Below are 16,246 nucleotides of genomic sequence, written 5' to 3'. Positions count from 1 at the left end.
ATAAGGATAAATATGGCAGCGAGAACTTAAGTTGATACATGGTGTAATCAATGCAGCGGCATTTCGACGACGTCCTACTCGGCAGCATCGAGTTGTTCTGTCTGGCGGCGGAGCTGGGCAGCTTCACCGCGGCCGCTCTCGCTGCGGGCGTGACGCCGGCAGCGGTCAGTCGCTCGATCAGCCGCCTGGAAGAGCGCTTGGGCTCCAGACTGTTCGTCCGTACCACCCGCAGCATCCGCCTGACCGAGGGCGGGCGAGGCTACTACGAACAGTGTCGTCAGGCGCTGACCCAGCTGGTGGAGGCCGAACGGGTGGTGACTGGGCAGCAGCAGGAGCCTTCGGGCACACTGCGCATCAGCCTGCCCACGACCTACGGGCACCACCGCATCCTGCCGCTGCTGCCCGAGTTTCGACGGCGCTACCCGAAGGTGCAGGTCGACATCCACCTGGGCAACCGCAACATCGACTTTGTCGGCGAGGGCTACGACCTGGCCATCCGCGTGCGTGCACAGCCGGATTCGACCCTGATCGCCCGGCCGCTGGAAGACGCCCGGCTGGTGGTGGTGGCCACTCCAGATTACTTGGAACACGCGGGCGAGCCGCAGAGCCTTGAAGAACTGGCGCGGCATGACTGCATCCAGTTCGAACTGCCCAGCAGCGGTCGGCGCATCGCCTGGCTGTTCGACGAGGAGGGCCGCGAGCGGGAAGTCCTCACCGAGGGCGGCTACGTCTGCTCGGACGACGTGCTCGGTGGCGTGACCTTGGCCAAGCACGGCGCGGGACTGTTCCAGACCTACCGCTTCATCGTCGAGCGCGAGCTTGCCGAGGGCTCGCTGGTCGAGGTGCTGCGGCCCTTCGCGGGCCGCTCGCGGCCGTTCACCCTGCTATATCCCCAAGCCCGACACATGCCGTTGCGCCTGCGAGCCTTCGTCGACTTCATCATGGACAAGCGGCGCCACTGGGCCGCTGGCAGCTGAGGGGACGTATCACTCTGTGTCAGTGCCATGGTGGATGCGGCGCCGATGGGCCAGCCTGTAGTTGGCCTTGGGCCGATGTGCGGTTTAGCACATGTCGGCCCAGCACCGGGCCGAGCCGGTGGCATGGATGGCCTCACGCTGCTACGCGCAAGGGCTAGGTCGCCCAGGTACGGGTCGAGCTGTTGCAAGCACAGTGCCGGCAGGCGTAAAACCCTGAGAAGTGACGCAAAAGTCACGCACATGAAAAAGGCCACTCCTTTCGGAAATGGCCTAAGTCATTGAATATATGGTCGGGACGGAGTGATTCGAACACTCGACCCCTTGCACCCCATTCAGTTAATTATAAGCATTCAGCGGAAATCAGTAGCATTCAAAAGAATTACCGAAAGCTAGCAACCATGGGGCTTTCAGACTAATATTTGGTCTAACCCAGTCCAGAGATTTCTACAGAGAGCCACTGCCACGGTAGGGGTATAAGTAGGGGTTTTTTGGGGCATCCTTCCGCCTGCAAGGGGTAGACAATGGCCAAGATAACCGTCAGAGAGCTCGAATCGCTCACTGCTGAGGATCACGGAAAAACCATCCGAGACGATGGCAACCTACTAGGCAAAGTTATCTCTCGTCAGAAAGGCGTCTCGGTGAGCTTCTATTACCGTTTCAAATGGGATGGAAAACACAAAGACTATGCTTGCGGCACCTGGGCCAAAAATGGCAGCAAGAGTAGAACACTATCTGAAATTCGATCTGAGCATAGAAGGGCAAGTCAACAAGTATCTGACGGTATTGACCCGACATCTGCCAAGAAAGCCGCCAAAATTGAAGCCCAAGCAAGCATCTCCGCCACCATTGCAGAGGCCGAACGCCATGCAGCGGAAAACAAGACTTTTGCAGACTTGTTCGACGAATGGTTGCGCGACGGTGTCTCCCGACAGGATGACAACGCGGAGCTGCAGCGCAGTTTCAAGAAAGACGTACTGCCTGTCATTGGCAAAAAACCATTGCGTGCCCTGACAGAGAAAGACTTGTTAGCTTCTTTACGCGCAGTTCGTACGCGTGGTCTAAACCGCACTGTGGTTATCCTATACAACGACATTGGACAGATGCTGCGCTGGGCCGAAAAGCGCAAACCGTGGCGATCGTTGATGATTGACGGCAACCCAATCGACTTGATCGATGTGCGGACACTGCTAGACCACGACTATCAAGAAGAACGTGACCGCCTGCTCTCTCCCGACGAAATCCATGAACTACAAGGCGTCTTTGCTCGCCTGGAGCATGACTATGACACCCTACCCGTCGGCCGGAAATACTCCGGCATCCGTCCTGTTAACTCTCGCGTGCAGTGCGCAGTATGGATCTGCCTAAGCACCCTCTGCCGGATAGGTGAGCTACTCAAAGCTGAATGGAAAAATGTGGACCTGGAGAAAGGCACTTGGTTCATCCCAGCACAGGCCACAAAAGGACGTAAAGGCAAGCGCCAGGATCACCATGTATTTCTATCACAATTTGCTTTGGCACAGTTCAAACGCTTGCAGGAAGAAACTGGAAGTAGCCCTTTCTGCTTCCCCAGCAAACACGGTGAATGCCATGTTGATACCAAGACCGTGAGTAAACTGATTGGTGATCGGCAGTGCCGGTTCAAGAAGCGCAGCAAACCATTGTCAGGTCGTCACCATGACGATTCGCTAGTGCTGAACAACGGCACAAAGGGTGAATGGACCCCACACGACCTTCGCCGTACCGGGGCGACCATGATGCAAGAACTTGGCGTCACTCTAGAGATTATTGATCGTTGCCAAAATCACCTGCTCGCAGGCTCCAAAGTACGCAGGCACTACCTCCACCATGATTATGCCAAGGAAAAAACTGAAGCATGGCGCCTCCTTGGAGACAGACTAGAAACAATACTGGCCTAGGAAAGAAATGAGCCGGGGGTGGGTAACTGAACGTTGAAGCCCAGCTCGTCAAGGCAGATGTCTCATGAGCATTTTGGCATCGATCCTATTGTGCTGGAGCTGCCGCTATCGCATCGGAAGCGAGGTGCGCTGGGAGCAGCTTACGCACGCGCTCAGCTCTTGAGTGGCCGGAAAGCCGCGCAACTGTGGGCAAACTGCTTAGATCAGCTTCGGAACAACACTAAGCGAGCGCTTGCAGATTAATCTGGCGCCCCCTGGCTTGAAGCCCCAACTGTTACGTCTCTGCCTTCTTTCTTTCCCGTAACACGCTAACCGAGTTTGGCGGAGGGTCCGGGATTCGAACTCAACAGGATAGTTCGATGTGTCAAGATTTTTTGGTTAAAAATCAATATTATATGGAAATCAGTTCGAATGTAGCGTAGTCATTATCAGCAGTTTTCCACTCCCGACCACCGGTATCCACTGAGTGACGTGCGGACGCTCTAGAGCAGCTACTTGGGCGTATTTTAGAGCTTGGTACGTTCTGTCCTATTCCGCTGTGTTCCTTCCACATCCAGGCTGTGAGTGGGGGACCAAATGGGGGACCAGATTTGAAGTTTGGAGGCTTCCGCCATGCCCAAGCTCACCGCGAAACAGGTTGAAACCCTTACCGACTTCGGCAAGTACGACGATGGTGACGGCCTTCGCCTGGTCATCCGTAAATCCGGAAAAGCATGGGTTTTGCGTTACCAACTCGCGGGCAAGCGTAAGGAAATCGGCTTGGGCCCCTATCCTCGCTATGGATTAAAGGAGGCCCGCTCGCGCGCCGACACCCACAGGGCATTGATCCGCGATGGCATCGATCCATTGGTACGGAAAGCCGAAACACACCAGGAAGTCGAAGAGCTGCCCGGGTTGCTCAAGAGAAAGGGCTGGAGAACACTTTCCGCACTTGCGCCCTAGACTTCATTGCAACCCATCGGGCTGGCTGGAAAAATGCCAAACACGCGCAACAGTGGACCAACACCCTGACCTCTTACGCTTTCCCATTCATTGGCGACACCCCCGTCGACAGCGTTGACGTCGAAGGTGTTTTGAATGTGTTGAAGCCTATCTGGACCAGAGTGCCTGAAACTGCTCGCAGGGTGCGCAATCGGCTCGAGCTGGTCCTCGACTACGCCAAGGCCAAAGAGCTGCGCCGCGGCGAGAATCCAGCCCGCTGGCGCGGTCATTTGGAGAAACTGCTGCCATCCGGAAGGAGTCTCAGCAAACATCACCATCACCCGGCGATGCCTTGGGCAGAAGTGCCCGCATTTGTCCAACAGGTGCGCACTTTGCCCGGAATCGGCCCGCGCGTGCTGGAGTTCATCATCCTTACCGCCGTGCGTACTAGCGAAGCATTGAACGCACGCTGGGACGAGTTCGATCTGGATGCCGGCGTCTGGGCCATACCTGAGGATCGAATGAAAGCCGGCGTTGCTCACCGAGTACCGCTCCCCCCTCAGGCTGTTGCATTGCTTAAATCCATGCAACACCCAATACGATCCTTTGTTTTCGAGCACCACAAGCGTGGGCAGCCGGTGTCAAACATGATTGGCCTCATGCAGATGCGCCGGATGGGCTTCGGGCATTTTACCGTGCATGGCTTTCGCTCCAGCTTCCGCGACTGGTGCGCCGAATGCACTAGTGCGCCTCGCGAAGTCGCCGAGATGGCGCTTGCTCATGCAGTAGAAAATCGCGTCGAAGCGGCTTACCGCCGAGGTGATTTGTTCACTAAGCGCATAGGGCTAATGCAGCAGTGGGCAGACTTTCTCGACAACGCTAAATGAAAGGGCGTTAGCCAAGACCGGTACAAATTGAAGCAGCGTTACGATTAGGCGGCGTGCTGAATAGACATAGGGATTGAAGGACACACGGGCAGGTTCTTCACTGTGAGACTTCATATCAACCTGAGCATTGAATGGTAATCTCCAAGATGGATTCTAGGATATGATATGACTCGCATCTGGCATGCGGGCCGTTGAAATAAAGGGGTTTCTACGTTCCCTTAAAAAGGAATAGCCTTGATTCTGGACTTCTTTCCAAGGATTTCAATTACTGGCTCGGCCTCAACTGATGACAGCACAATCGTTCACGGCCTGGCGCTGGGAAAAACAGGACCATGATATAGAGTCCATGCCTGGACAAGGCCCTAGACATTCGACGTATGCGCGCAGCGTGAAGGCGAAGATGTTGGACAGCCTTCAACACTCGCCGCCGACGTGACTTCACGACTTAAATTTCAAGAGAGAAGCCGGCCGAAGGCGGGAGGAAGAATCCAGCATGACCGCAAATTAGCTTTCGAAGACACTAGACCACGGCTCTGGGAAACGCCTCGCTAAGGGCTCTAGTCAACCACTCCATAAACCACTCCGCATCAATGCTCAGCTGTTGTGATGGAGTTAAAAGATAATACGCCTCCATGAAAGCAGACTGCTCTACACACTGCACCAAGGTGCCATCCTTTAACTCGTCACTGACAAGCACCTCTGTCGCCAATGCGACACCGTAACCACGCTCAGCCTGGTGGAGTACCAGCTCGTTGCTGATATGCGAAGCGTCAGCTTTGACGCGGATTTTGAGGCCCTGAGCAGCGAACCAAGCATTCCAGCACGTTCCGTCATCAACGTGTATCAGCTGACAGCTTGGCAGCTCAGCAAGCGTGGGTCGTTTAGGCAGGTTAGCGAGATACCCAGGCGAACAGACCGCAAATGCCTCTGGACGAATCAAAACTTTTCGTATGCCTGAAAGGTTGCTCGGTAACCCATAAGCAATTCCCAAATCGGCCTGCCGATGCTCCACTGAGGTAAAGGAGGAATTTGGCTCAATAGCGACTTTCAGCCCCGGTCGTAACTCTCGTAGTTCACCAATGCGAGGAGTCAACCAACGTGAGGCGAACGCCGGAGCGCAAAGGATTCGCAGCCAGCGCTCCTCAGCTCTTTGCGATTGACGGGCTCCCGCCTCTACCAAGATCTGAAGCGCCTGCGATGCAGCTTGGTAATAGTCCGCTCCGGCGGCAGTCAAGATCACGCCTCTTGGTGTTCGATCAAAAAGTCGAACACCCAGCCAATCCTCCAAAATTTTCACATGCCTACCGATGGCAGGCTGCGTAACGTGCAGGGCTTGGGAAGCTGCAACGTAACTGCCCAAGCGAGCGGCGGCCTCAAATGCACGGACTGCGTTCAGGGGGGGCAGACGGTCAATATTCAAGCCCGGACCTCCGGTGTTAGTTTTTTTAATACCTAAGCGAAGTTTATTCTGCTTTTCGGATTAACTCAAGTTCACGATACTCGAAACCAGCGTACGAACTCTCATAGAGGATCTAATCATATTAGGCATTATAGCAACAATAAGGCTATTCCCTTCCACGTCGACGTCAAGAGGCACTGGCAGCGCCATCTGCTCAGATGAGGCCTTGGCTAACGGACCGTCGCTGAGCGACAAACGGCATACGTAACGAGGAAAACTTCCAGAAAACGTTCAAGCGCACTGCAGCCTGACTACAAACTTGTAGAATTCAACTGTGGGCTCAATAATAATATCTGCCATTCATCACTCACGAAATACCTGGGCGGTTGCAGGAGCTGAGTGCAACACGGTTATTGAATTAAAGCTGGAGCATCATGCCGCATAACCAAGGCTTCCTGCATCACCTCGCCCATGACTTCGATCGGGCACTTGAAATCAAAGCGTTTACGGGGGCGCATATTCAGTTCCAAGGCGATGGCATTCAATTGCTCTTGGCTGTGTACCGACAAGTCAGTCCCCTTGGGCAAGTACTGGCGAATCAGGCCGTTGATGTTTTCGTTGCTGCCGCGCTGCCAGGGGCTGTGCGGGTCGCAGAAGTAGATCGCCACGCCGGTTCTTTGGGTGATCTCGGCATGTCGCGCCATCTCCCGGCCCTGGTCGTAGGTCATACTCTTGCGCATCGCCAGCGGCATGCCATTAAGCGCTGCACTGAAGCCCTCCATCGCCGAGGTCGCCGTTGCGTCGTTCATCTTCACCAGCATCAGGTAGCCACTGGTGCGCTCCACCAACGTGCCTACCGACGAGGCGTTGGCCTTACCCTTGATCAGGTCGCCCTCCCAATGCCCCGGCATCAGCCGGTCTTCGATCTCTGGCGGGCGCACATGAATGCTGACCATTTCAGGGATCTGGCCGCGCCGATCCACGCCACCAGAGCGCGGCCGGCGCGTCGTCTTGCCTTGGCGCAGGCAGACGATCAGCTCCTTGCGCAACTCGCCGACCGGCAAGGCATAGATCGCGTTATAGATCGTCTCACGACAGACGTAGGCGTCTCTGAGGTTGGGTATGGTCATGCTGCGCAGCTTGCCGGCAATCTGCTCGGGAGACAAACGCTTACGCAGCATGTGGGCCACCAACTTGAAGCGCTCGCTACCCGGCAACAGCTTTCGTTTCGGTCGACAGCGTTGGCGGCGGGCCTGCATCTGCTGCTGGGCCACGCGGGCCGAGTAGCTGCCACAGGCATCTCGATTGCGGCGCAGCTCGCGACTGATGGTCGAAGGGGATCGGGTGATCAAGCAAGCAATCTTGCGTAGGCTGAACCCTTGGGCACGGCCGATTTGAATGGTGGCGCGTTCTTCAACGCTGAGTTCGGAATAGGACATAGGGGCAGCACGGTACCGGAAAGGTCAGGTGTTGCACTCAGTTTTCGCGGCCGCCCTGCATTCGAGGCACCGCGAGCTTTGAAGGCTCCCGCTTTTTGCAAATTCTCGCACTTAAAAAACAGCTCTGCGCCTACCAGATCGTTGATAAAGCGTGATGTGAGAACTGGAGTCTTATGCACATACGGGGCGATCCGTTCCCGTGCTTCAAGCATGTCTTGAATCGTCGGAATAATCATCTCTTCCACCGCTTTTGACTATTTGTAAATATGGTTTGACGGATCAATTGCAACGGCGTCCAGTTCGATGAGGAAGCCATGGTGTAATTCTGGAACGGGCACTACAGAGCGGGCAGGTTTCGCGCTTCCAAACGCTCTCGAAAATGCAGCGTTGAAAACACCCCACTGATCCACCCCAACAATATAAGCCGTTACCTTCAGCACATTATCTGGGCTAGCACCTGCCGCATTTAGAATCGCAAGAAGATTGCCCAGTACTTGGTCAACCTGCTCCGCAAAAGGAGCTGCTTCATAGATACCTTGGGCATCAACTTTTATGGGGAGTTGGCCAGATATATGAATTAACCCCCCACCCTTGACCGCCTGACTGTAATGCCCCAAAGGCTGAGGCGCGCTATTCGTATTAACAATTGTAATATCAGTCATGAATGCCTCATGTTTCGTAAACAGTTAACCTTTCACCGACTCGGAGCAGACGAGGAACTCAATACATTTGGTGGGACTGAATCCTTCCAAACAGATTGAAGCGAGCAGGTGAGAAAGGTGAGATATCAATTGTTGTCTTTTCGCCTGCCACAAGGTCAGAAACCAACATCGCTGTCATCGGCGCTCCCGTCATTCCTAAGTGCCCATGGCCAAACGCATAGATGACATTTTGGCAACGTCGGGAATGACCGATTACCGGTAATGAATCGGGGATGCTCGGACGGAACCCCATCCACTTGGTAATATTTTTTTCCGGTCTAGTCGAAGAAAGCCCTGGAAAAAGATTTCGCGCATGCATATACAGCACGTCCGCACGCTTCCAATTGGGTGGGGCCTGCAGCCCTGCAAACTCCACAGTTCCCCCGATCCGCAAACCGGTATCCATTGGTGTAGCAATGAATTTTCCCTCGGCGTCCGTGGTAGGTATTTTGGGCACCACAAGAGGATCACGAATGAGAAGATGGTAACCGCGCTCAGTATCAAGCGGAATGTTATCCCCCAGGATTTCAGTGAGCGGTTTGGAGTGTGCACCGGCTGCGACTACCGCAGCGTCAACTGACACCACGCCAGAGGTGGTTTCAATTCCTATTAACTGTTCCCCGTTTAGAGCAAAGCCAGTCGCACGAGCGGACAGAAATTGACCGCCATTTTCTAGAACTTTTCGAAAAATTGAAGTTACTAGCTCATGTGGATTTGTCGTGTGCGAGTTTTCCGCAATAAGGACGCCTTTGGTATAAGCGCTGGAAATGCTTGGATCAAACTCACGTAGCTCTTCGGCACTCAAAGTCTGAGTTGATATTCCGTTGGCGTTCCTGAGCTCCCAACCACCGCGATCTTTGACAAAGGCCGATTCGGATCGATACACATAGAGGTGCCCTTCGTGTCGCAGAAGATGCTCAGCACCCGCCTCTTTCGCCAACGACTTAATCAAAGGAACGGTAGAACCGATGAGGCTTCTAAGCGCCTGGGACTGTTCCCAAACTTTAGCGCGCTTACCCGCGAGCAGAAATCTGACAAGCCAAGGTGTTATATTTGGCAAGTAGTTGAAACGAACGGCAAGTGGGCCCATCGGATCTAGGAGCCAGCTTGGGACATTTTTAATCATCCCGGGCATAGACATGGGAACAACAGATGATCCATTGAAGCAGCCAGCGTTACCGAACGACGCGCCTTCACCTGGCGGATCTGGATCAATTATCGTGACTTTGAAACCACGACGCTGAAGCATCAACGCAGTGCAAACACCGACGACTCCCGCTCCGATGACTCCAACATGCTTATCGGTCGAACTCATGATTGCTCTCTCAACGGCAGTGCGAAGCGCTGCAGTTAGAATGGGGTGGAATTCATTATTGGCACTTAGCTGCAGTTACAACGACTTCAACGAGAATATTGTCACCCAAATCAGACACGCCGATGGTAGCTCGAGCCGGTAGGGTTTCCGCATTGAGCCAAGACGTCCAAACCTCGTTCATTTCGGCTTTATTATGGCGGTTGCAGGAGCTGAGTGCAACACAGTTACTGGATTGAGGCGGGAGCCTCGTGATGCTTGGCCATCAGCTCGGTCATGACCTCGATGGGGCACTTGAAACCGAAGCGCTTACGCGGTCGGATGTTCAACTCGTAGGCAATCGCATCCAACTGCTCTTGGCTGCACACCGACAGATCCGTGCCCTTGGGCAGGTACTGGCGGATCAGTCCGTTGATGTTCTCATTGCTGCCGCGCTGCCAGGGGCTGTGCGGGTCGCAGAAGTAAATTGCCACCCCGGTCTTCTGGGTGATTTCCGCGTGACGCGCCATCTCCCGCCCTTGGTCGTAGGTCATGCTCTTGCGGGCCGCCAGCGGCATATGGTTCAGCGCCGAACTGAAGCCTTCCACGGCCGAGGTCGCCGTCGCGTCTTGCATCTTCACCAGCATCAGGTAGCCGCTGGTGCGTTCGACTAGCGTACCCACGGCCGATGCGTTGGCTTTGCCCTTGATCAAGTCGCCCTCCCAATGTCCCGGCATCACGCGATCCTCGATCTCCGGCGGACGCACATGGATGCTGACCATGTCCGGGATCTGGCCACGGCGATCTACGCCGCCAGAACGCGGACGGCGGGAGGTTTTGCCTTGCCGCAGGCAGATGATCAGCTCCTTGCGCAGTTCGCCGACCGGCAGGGCATAGATCGCGTTGTAGATCGTCTCGCGGCAGACGTAGGCGTCTTCGAAGCTTGGGGATTTCATGGTTCGCAGCTTGCCGGCAATCTGCTCGGGAGAAAAGCGCTGTCGCAGCAGGTGGGCGACCAGCTCGAACAATTCGTTGCCGGGCACCAGCTTTTGCCGGGGCCGGCAGGGCAATCGACGATCGCGCATGGCTTGTTGGGCATGCTGGGTGGTGTACTCACCCCGGGCATCACGATTGCGACGGATCTCGCGACTGATCGTTGAGGGGCTGCGGTTGAGCATTCGGGCAATGGCGCGCTGGCTCATGCCACGCAGCAGACTGACCTGGATATCGGAGCGTTCTTCAACGCTGAGTTCGTGATAAGACATGGCAACACCCTACCGGAAAGGTCAGGTGTTGCACTCAGTTTTTGCCGCCGCCCTGTTTTAGAAGGAGATCCAGGCCATGACGTCAACAGTCGACACAGCACTCCAGAAGGTTACGCTACGACTGATACCGTATCTACTTTTACTTTATGTAGTTGCCTATATTGATCGTGCGAACATTAGCTTTGCTGCACTGGAGATGAATGCATCGCTGGGTTTTGATGCAAGTATTTACGGACTCGCAGCGGGCATATTTTTCATCGGATACTTTATCTTTGAGGTACCCAGCAACATCTTACTCGCTAAATTCGGCGCCAAAATATGGATCGCGCGCATTCTAATGAGTTGGGGAGTTGTGGTCATTTTGACTGGTTTCGTTCAAAATGCAACTCAGCTTCATATTTTAAGATTTTTGCTGGGACTCGCTGAAGCAGGATTATTTCCAGGTCTGATTTACTACATGGCCTCATGGTTCCCAAAGAAGAGCATGGCAAAGAACGTGGCTATGTTTATGTCTGCGATTCCTGTGGCTTATATCATCGGCGGCCCAATTTCAGGTTGGTTGATTGACAATGTTACGGGCCTTAGCCTGGAAGGCTGGCGCTGGATGTTCATCATTGAAGGTGCTGCAGCTGTCGTTCTTGCACCAATTACCTACTTCTACTTGACAGATAGCCCGCCGAAGGCGCACTGGCTGACTGAAGACGAAAAGCAGGCATTATTGTTGGAAGTCAATGCCGGTGGATCGGCTACGATGCACGAGCAGGATCATAGTGCTTTCACCCACCCTACTGTCTGGTATCTGTCGGCCCTGTACTTTTTTTACATCAGCGGAACGCTTGGATTGATGTACTTTCTACCACAAATAGTTAAGCAACTATCAGGTACAGCTTCGGCAACTCAGGTAGGCTTGATCTCTGCAATACCCTACATCGTGGGCGGCGTATTTATGAACGCGTGGGCGAGACGTTCCGATCGCAAAAGTGAGCGCTACGCACATGCGGCGGCCCCATTGCTGTTAGTGATCTTGGCTTACGCAGCGATGATCAGCGGGCAACTTACAAGTACCGTAAGCATGTTGGGAGCACTGATCGTTGCGATCGTTGGAGTTTTTGCATTCAACGGGCCATTCTGGTCTATTCCTAGCCAGTTACTACCGAGAAAAAGTTCTGCAGCCGGAATAGCCATTATCAACTCATGCGGTGGTCTAGGTGGATTCGCCGGCCCATACCTCATGGGTTATTTGTCTAAAATAAGCGGCAGCAACCAACTTGGGCTTTCCATTTTGTGTGGTTTTCTAGTGGCAAGCACCATCATGCTGTTAGCGCTCAAAAAAAACAAACGATTGGGAGGCATCAAATGCGAGTCCATTTCCTAGCTCATATGCCAAGAGCTGGCATCGGCAACATCGAGTATTGGGCGCGTGAGCGAAGCCACACTTTAACTGGCACAAACTTGCACGAACAAATCATTTGGCCCAAACTATCTAGCTTTGACCTATTGGTGGTATTAGGAGGAAACCCAGAGGAATGCGAGGCCTGGCTCCAGGACGAGATCGAATTTATCAAGGAATCCATTCTAGCCGGCAAAAAAGTCCTAGGTATTTGCCTCGGTTCACAACTACTCGCTGAGGCACTAGGAGGGAAGCTGGTTCCTCATACGCACTCTGAATCAGGCTGGTTGCCCGTCTTGCTGAATGACGCTGGAACTCAGAGCAGGCTATTGAAAGGCGTGGCTAATAAAACACCTCTTTATTTTTTTCACCGGAATACCTTCATCCTTCCGGAAACATGTATTCTGCTTGGTTCAACAGAGGCATGTCGCAACCAGATTTTCTCGTGGAATGACCAGGTTCTGGGATTCCAAGCCCACCCAGAAATGCTACCGGAGACGATGGAATATCTCTGGAAACATAAGTCAACAGCATTACCAACTGGCGAACACAATAAAATGTCCGAAAAGGACTCTGAGGAACTGATGAAAATCATAGTCGCTCGTCAATTCATGTTCAGAGTTCTAGACAATCTCGTTAACGCCTAATCAACCCTCTTAAATACCCAGTAACGACAACTTCAGCTCTGCCAAAAACCATCCTTGGGCGAATAGTAAGGTGACCATCTTACACGACCAGCTAGCCTACGTTCGCCCAACATCATAAAAAGCAGGATATAGGGCTTGAAACATGCCATCTCGATATTCTCTACTCACAATATTTTCACTGTGCGCACCATTTGTTCAAGTTGCACTCGCTGCACCGAGTGCTGACAGTGAGGGTTTCTTGGAAGGGTCAAGACTCTCGTTGAACCTTCGTAATTTTTACGCAGTTCAACGTACATCGGGTACCACGCTGCTTAGTGTAAAGAAACCGTGGGGTGCCGAGACCACCCGTGATCGAACGACCTGGGTCCAGGCAGCGATGCTGAATTATTCTTCTGGATATACACTTGGGAAGATAGGATTTGGTTTGGATGCCAGCATGTTCAGTGCAGTAACCCTCGAGCGGGGTCATGGCGCGATTGCTAACGGTGCCGACCGAGTTCTCGTGGATAGCGACGGCGATGCGATTCCGACGTGGAGCCGCCTAGCTGTTGCGGACGTAAAATTCAAAGCCTCGAAAACGGAGATCAAAGTGGGCCGGATGATGGTCGACAATCCCATGCTACGCCCAAAAGACAACCGCGCCCTTCCATCCAGCTTTCAAGGCACTGCTATTTCGAGTAACGAATGGGATTGGTTGAAGATACAGGCAGGCAGCTTCGATAAAGCGATTCTGCGTACGGGCAGCAGATCCGAAGACCTTGCCTCATATTATGGCAACAGGGCGATCAAGGGTGATCGCCTGAATTACCTTGGAGCAACAGCCCGAGTTTACCCGAACCTTGACGTCAGCTTATTTGGCTCCAGGTTTGAGAATATGTGGGATCAAGGTTATCTCGGCATCACCCACAAGCTCGTCTCCAACGAAGGTTATTCCCTCAAGACTGCCTTCAGCTACTACCACACCCAAGACCAAGGCGAGATGCGGCTCGGGTACATAAAGAATGACGCATATAGCTTGGCCGTCACAGGAAGCCATGCTGGCCATAGCCTGACGCTCGCTTGGCAGCAGGTGATGGGCGACGAATATTTCGATTACGTGTTCGAGTCGACCAGCAACTACCTCGCTAACGCCCTGTTTTCGGATTACAACGGCCCCAACGAAAAATCTTGGCAGCTTCGATACGACTTAGATTTCGCCGTGTTTGGCGTACCTGGCCTGGCTCTGACCCTCTGGCATGCTAAGGGTTGGGACATCGACGGAACGCATTACAATGGCGATCGAAATGGACATGCCACAGGTTACAACGTCAGAGGCCTTGACGGCGCCACCCATGATGAGAACGGCTTACTCTTATCTTACGTGGTGCAATCAGGGCCATTGCAGGCATGGAATTTCAAGACGATTGTTTACAACCACCGTGGCTCCCCGGGACAGATTGATGGCAGCTACGACGAATTCCGCCTAGTAACCACGATCCCCATCAAGATTTTCTAACCTCCCTACAGGTTTGGCCGGGCCGCATCAAAAAGCCAGGCCAAACCTGCTTTTCTAAGGCTGCATATGATTTAGGCTAATGAGTCGTAAGCGTTCGGCCATGACTTGCCGTGGCGCTCACCTAAAACACTCGAGCCCGCAGTGGTGCCTCGATCAGCGTTTCGCAATGACGGCAGGCCCAATCGCCACGCTCGTGTTGCTCGATGGTTACCATATGCAGCTTCTAGTTCAGCTTCTCAAAGATGTCTTCGCCGATGCGCTGGACTTGGCTATCGCGAGCGCATTAGGCGATTCTCGGTTAGTTGCGAGCTACCGTGCGGGGAAGCTGCGGCGATTGAGACACACGCGGGCTGCTGGTAAGACTCAACTGGCGTGACAGGTGGTTTAACCGCCTTCAGTTCTGCTTCTGTAGCGGCAAATGCCCAATGCCTGGTCAATGGAACTTACCTTGGTTTACGCGCAGGGTCGCAAGCCGAACACCCATTCCTTCACGCCTCAGGACTTTCATTCGGCTCGCTCAGAACGTAGTGAGCGGAGAAACGCTGTGCGATTTGAACACACAAACGCAGCAATCAGCCGAACTTATGCTGCCTCGGTGCTGGCACGTACTTCCATCGGTGCGGTAGCGAGCCAAAACGCAACGATGCGTCTCACCCCGGATAACGTGGGCATAGCTGCTGGATCTGAGGTTGACCATGATCGATGCCCCGCCGATGGACAACTCGATCATCGCCGAGGCTCGGCTTAGTCGCTTAGGTGTTGCATTCAACCGAAACCAGCCGTTAGCGTATGTGTGTACCGCTCTCGATAAGGTGGCAGCGATCTGCGAATGACTTTGGGCAACGTGTTCAATATCATGCGAAGGGCTTTAGGCGAGCACTGGTCACCGCTAGATGTGCACTTCACCATGGCCGACCAGAGTGCGGGCACGATTATCAGAAAGCTTTTCATACCGAAGTTCGATTTTAACAGAACTCCAACGCCTTGATTTTGAACGCTTCGGATCCCCAGGTCCTTCTCATCGCTGAACAAAGCTTCAGTGTGTTGCGACTATCCAACTCGGTGCTCTTTACCGTGGACGTATGAGTCCGATTCGAAATCGTAGAGTTCATCCATACTGAAGTGCCACGCATCGAGCAGGTGACGAACCGCTTAGGGCTCAAGATCTGGACATTGACCCGTCAACTCAAAGATGAAGGGCATACCTTCTCCAGCCTATTCGACTCAGTACGCAAAAAGCTCGCTTGTTACTACATAGAAAACCCCAATGAGTATCTCAAGACACGTCGAGATTCTTGGCTATACAGAGAGTTCGAGCTTTACTAATGCTTTGAAACGATGGGCTGGGATTTCTCCAAAGCGTTGGATAGAGCGGGCCAGTGGCTTGCCATATATCGAAGGGCAACAGCCCTAAAAGCCATATACCCTCCATTGCAACTACACAAAGCATGATTGCCCTTACCGGTGAAGCAATAGCCATTATCACCAGAAACAGCCAACCTTTGATTGCATAAATAAGGGAGACAGTTCAGAAAATAGGCATACTATGTATTCTGGAAGATTGTCGCTCATGGTCAGGCATCGCCTAGTAATCGGTCGATAGCTGTAAGGCAGCACCAAGTTTGAGACAACTCAATGTGCGGAATCACAGTTCGTACGGTGGCTGGGCTCCCAGGAAACTGAACGACGCAGAACAACTCCGCAAACTATTTGAAACACGAGATGGAGACCGAGATCTCGATCGCCTGTTTGAAAAGACTCGACACGATCTCAATGAAGCAGTCCTGACCTGTCTACGATGGAGGAGAACTCTTGGTAGCGCCATTACGACCGCAGTCGCAATCGACTCGATTTATATCTCTTGGCGGTATCAATTCCCATACCGATCTTACAAATTAAGAAAAATCGAAAAGCATCG

General features: G+C 53.4%; 14 protein-coding genes and 1 pseudogene. 8 read left to right on the top strand and 7 right to left on the bottom strand.

Features of this window, described 5'->3' with window-relative positions:
* Positions 1 to 50 precede the first annotated feature (50 nt).
* From C4Q27_RS23065 to C4Q27_RS29865, 5 genes and pseudogenes are all read left to right on the top strand, one after another.
* Positions 51 to 977, top strand: a complete 927-nt coding sequence (locus C4Q27_RS23065) for a LysR family transcriptional regulator (RefSeq protein WP_104887398.1) — start codon at positions 51 to 53, stop codon at positions 975 to 977.
* Between the two features lie 521 nt (positions 978 to 1,498).
* Complete coding sequence (locus C4Q27_RS23060) at positions 1,499 to 2,893, top strand: site-specific integrase (protein ID WP_103469097.1); 1,395 nt, start codon at positions 1,499 to 1,501, stop codon at positions 2,891 to 2,893.
* 51 nt (positions 2,894 to 2,944) lie between these two features.
* Positions 2,945 to 3,136 (top strand): annotated as a pseudogene (locus tag C4Q27_RS29875) (integrase); the annotation flags it as partial.
* Between the two features lie 369 nt (positions 3,137 to 3,505).
* Entirely contained in the window at positions 3,506 to 3,835 is a 330-nt protein-coding gene (locus tag C4Q27_RS29870; RefSeq protein ID WP_232099756.1) for an Arm DNA-binding domain-containing protein, read from the top strand.
* The gene (locus C4Q27_RS29865) at positions 3,739 to 4,701 is read left to right on the top strand and encodes a tyrosine-type recombinase/integrase (RefSeq protein WP_371919377.1); all 963 of its coding nucleotides are present in this window, start codon (positions 3,739 to 3,741) and stop codon (positions 4,699 to 4,701) included. Before C4Q27_RS29870 ends, C4Q27_RS29865 begins: the two co-directional genes overlap by 97 nt.
* A gap of 520 nt (positions 4,702 to 5,221) precedes the next feature.
* Here C4Q27_RS29865 and C4Q27_RS23045 read toward each other — a convergent pair.
* From C4Q27_RS23045 to C4Q27_RS23015, 7 genes are all read right to left on the bottom strand, one after another.
* Entirely contained in the window at positions 5,222 to 6,121 is a 900-nt protein-coding gene (locus tag C4Q27_RS23045) for a LysR substrate-binding domain-containing protein (RefSeq protein ID WP_103469098.1), read from the bottom strand.
* 389 nt (positions 6,122 to 6,510) lie between these two features.
* Positions 6,511 to 7,539, bottom strand: a complete 1,029-nt coding sequence (locus C4Q27_RS23040; RefSeq protein ID WP_039615380.1) for an IS30 family transposase — start codon at positions 7,537 to 7,539, stop codon at positions 6,511 to 6,513.
* On the bottom strand, positions 7,449 to 7,775 hold the full coding sequence (locus C4Q27_RS29860) for a pyridoxal-phosphate dependent enzyme (protein WP_256600136.1): 327 nt from the start codon (positions 7,773 to 7,775) through the stop codon (positions 7,449 to 7,451). The genes C4Q27_RS23040 and C4Q27_RS29860 overlap by 91 nt, the downstream gene beginning before the upstream one ends.
* 18 nt (positions 7,776 to 7,793) lie before the next feature.
* The gene (locus C4Q27_RS23030; protein WP_218277891.1) at positions 7,794 to 8,201 is read right to left on the bottom strand and encodes a RidA family protein; all 408 of its coding nucleotides are present in this window, start codon (positions 8,199 to 8,201) and stop codon (positions 7,794 to 7,796) included.
* Between the two features lie 58 nt (positions 8,202 to 8,259).
* Positions 8,260 to 9,555: an FAD-binding oxidoreductase gene (locus tag C4Q27_RS23025; protein WP_104882138.1), complete on the bottom strand. Its 1,296-nt coding sequence runs from the start codon at positions 9,553 to 9,555 to the stop codon at positions 8,260 to 8,262.
* A 55-nt stretch (positions 9,556 to 9,610) separates the two neighbouring features.
* Positions 9,611 to 9,736: a Rid family hydrolase gene (locus tag C4Q27_RS30095; protein WP_104882137.1), complete on the bottom strand. Its 126-nt coding sequence runs from the start codon at positions 9,734 to 9,736 to the stop codon at positions 9,611 to 9,613.
* Between the two features lie 43 nt (positions 9,737 to 9,779).
* Entirely contained in the window at positions 9,780 to 10,796 is a 1,017-nt protein-coding gene (locus tag C4Q27_RS23015) for an IS30 family transposase (RefSeq protein WP_008435491.1), read from the bottom strand.
* 76 nt (positions 10,797 to 10,872) lie between these two features.
* On the opposite strand from C4Q27_RS23015, the gene C4Q27_RS23010 reads away from it, so the two are divergent.
* From C4Q27_RS23010 to C4Q27_RS23000, 3 genes are all read left to right on the top strand, one after another.
* On the top strand, positions 10,873 to 12,171 hold the full coding sequence (locus tag C4Q27_RS23010; RefSeq protein WP_103469099.1) for an MFS transporter: 1,299 nt from the start codon (positions 10,873 to 10,875) through the stop codon (positions 12,169 to 12,171).
* Entirely contained in the window at positions 12,153 to 12,833 is a 681-nt protein-coding gene (locus C4Q27_RS23005) for a type 1 glutamine amidotransferase (RefSeq protein WP_103469100.1), read from the top strand. The genes C4Q27_RS23010 and C4Q27_RS23005 overlap by 19 nt, the downstream gene beginning before the upstream one ends.
* A 259-nt stretch (positions 12,834 to 13,092) precedes the next feature.
* The gene (locus tag C4Q27_RS23000) at positions 13,093 to 14,328 is read left to right on the top strand and encodes an OprD family outer membrane porin (RefSeq protein ID WP_232099755.1); all 1,236 of its coding nucleotides are present in this window, start codon (positions 13,093 to 13,095) and stop codon (positions 14,326 to 14,328) included.
* The last annotated feature ends 1,918 nt before the right edge of the window (positions 14,329 to 16,246 follow it).

It is taken from the genome of Pseudomonas sp. SWI36, from assembly GCF_002948105.1.
GTDB lineage: Bacteria > Pseudomonadota > Gammaproteobacteria > Pseudomonadales > Pseudomonadaceae > Aquipseudomonas > Aquipseudomonas alloputida.
This window is presented reverse-complemented; position numbering and strand designations above follow the sequence as displayed.

What these genes read in the sequence shown, in the direction of transcription:
- C4Q27_RS23065 (WP_104887398.1), top strand. Translation starts at nt 51, where the DNA reads ATGCAGCGGCATTTCGACGACGTCCTACTCGGCAGCATCGAGTTGTTC.
- C4Q27_RS23060 (WP_103469097.1), top strand. Translation starts at nt 1,499, where the DNA reads ATGGCCAAGATAACCGTCAGAGAGCTCGAATCGCTCACTGCTGAGGAT.
- C4Q27_RS29870 (WP_232099756.1), top strand. Translation starts at nt 3,506, where the DNA reads ATGCCCAAGCTCACCGCGAAACAGGTTGAAACCCTTACCGACTTCGGC.
- C4Q27_RS23040 (WP_039615380.1), bottom strand. Translation starts at nt 7,539, where the DNA reads ATGTCCTATTCCGAACTCAGCGTTGAAGAACGCGCCACCATTCAAATC.
- C4Q27_RS29860 (WP_256600136.1), bottom strand. Translation starts at nt 7,775, where the DNA reads ATGATTATTCCGACGATTCAAGACATGCTTGAAGCACGGGAACGGATC.
- C4Q27_RS23030 (WP_218277891.1), bottom strand. Translation starts at nt 8,201, where the DNA reads ATGACTGATATTACAATTGTTAATACGAATAGCGCGCCTCAGCCTTTG.
- C4Q27_RS23025 (WP_104882138.1), bottom strand. Translation starts at nt 9,555, where the DNA reads ATGAGTTCGACCGATAAGCATGTTGGAGTCATCGGAGCGGGAGTCGTC.
- C4Q27_RS30095 (WP_104882137.1), bottom strand. Translation starts at nt 9,736, where the DNA reads ATGAACGAGGTTTGGACGTCTTGGCTCAATGCGGAAACCCTACCGGCT.
- C4Q27_RS23015 (WP_008435491.1), bottom strand. Translation starts at nt 10,796, where the DNA reads ATGTCTTATCACGAACTCAGCGTTGAAGAACGCTCCGATATCCAGGTC.
- C4Q27_RS23010 (WP_103469099.1), top strand. Translation starts at nt 10,873, where the DNA reads ATGACGTCAACAGTCGACACAGCACTCCAGAAGGTTACGCTACGACTG.
- C4Q27_RS23005 (WP_103469100.1), top strand. Translation starts at nt 12,153, where the DNA reads ATGCGAGTCCATTTCCTAGCTCATATGCCAAGAGCTGGCATCGGCAAC.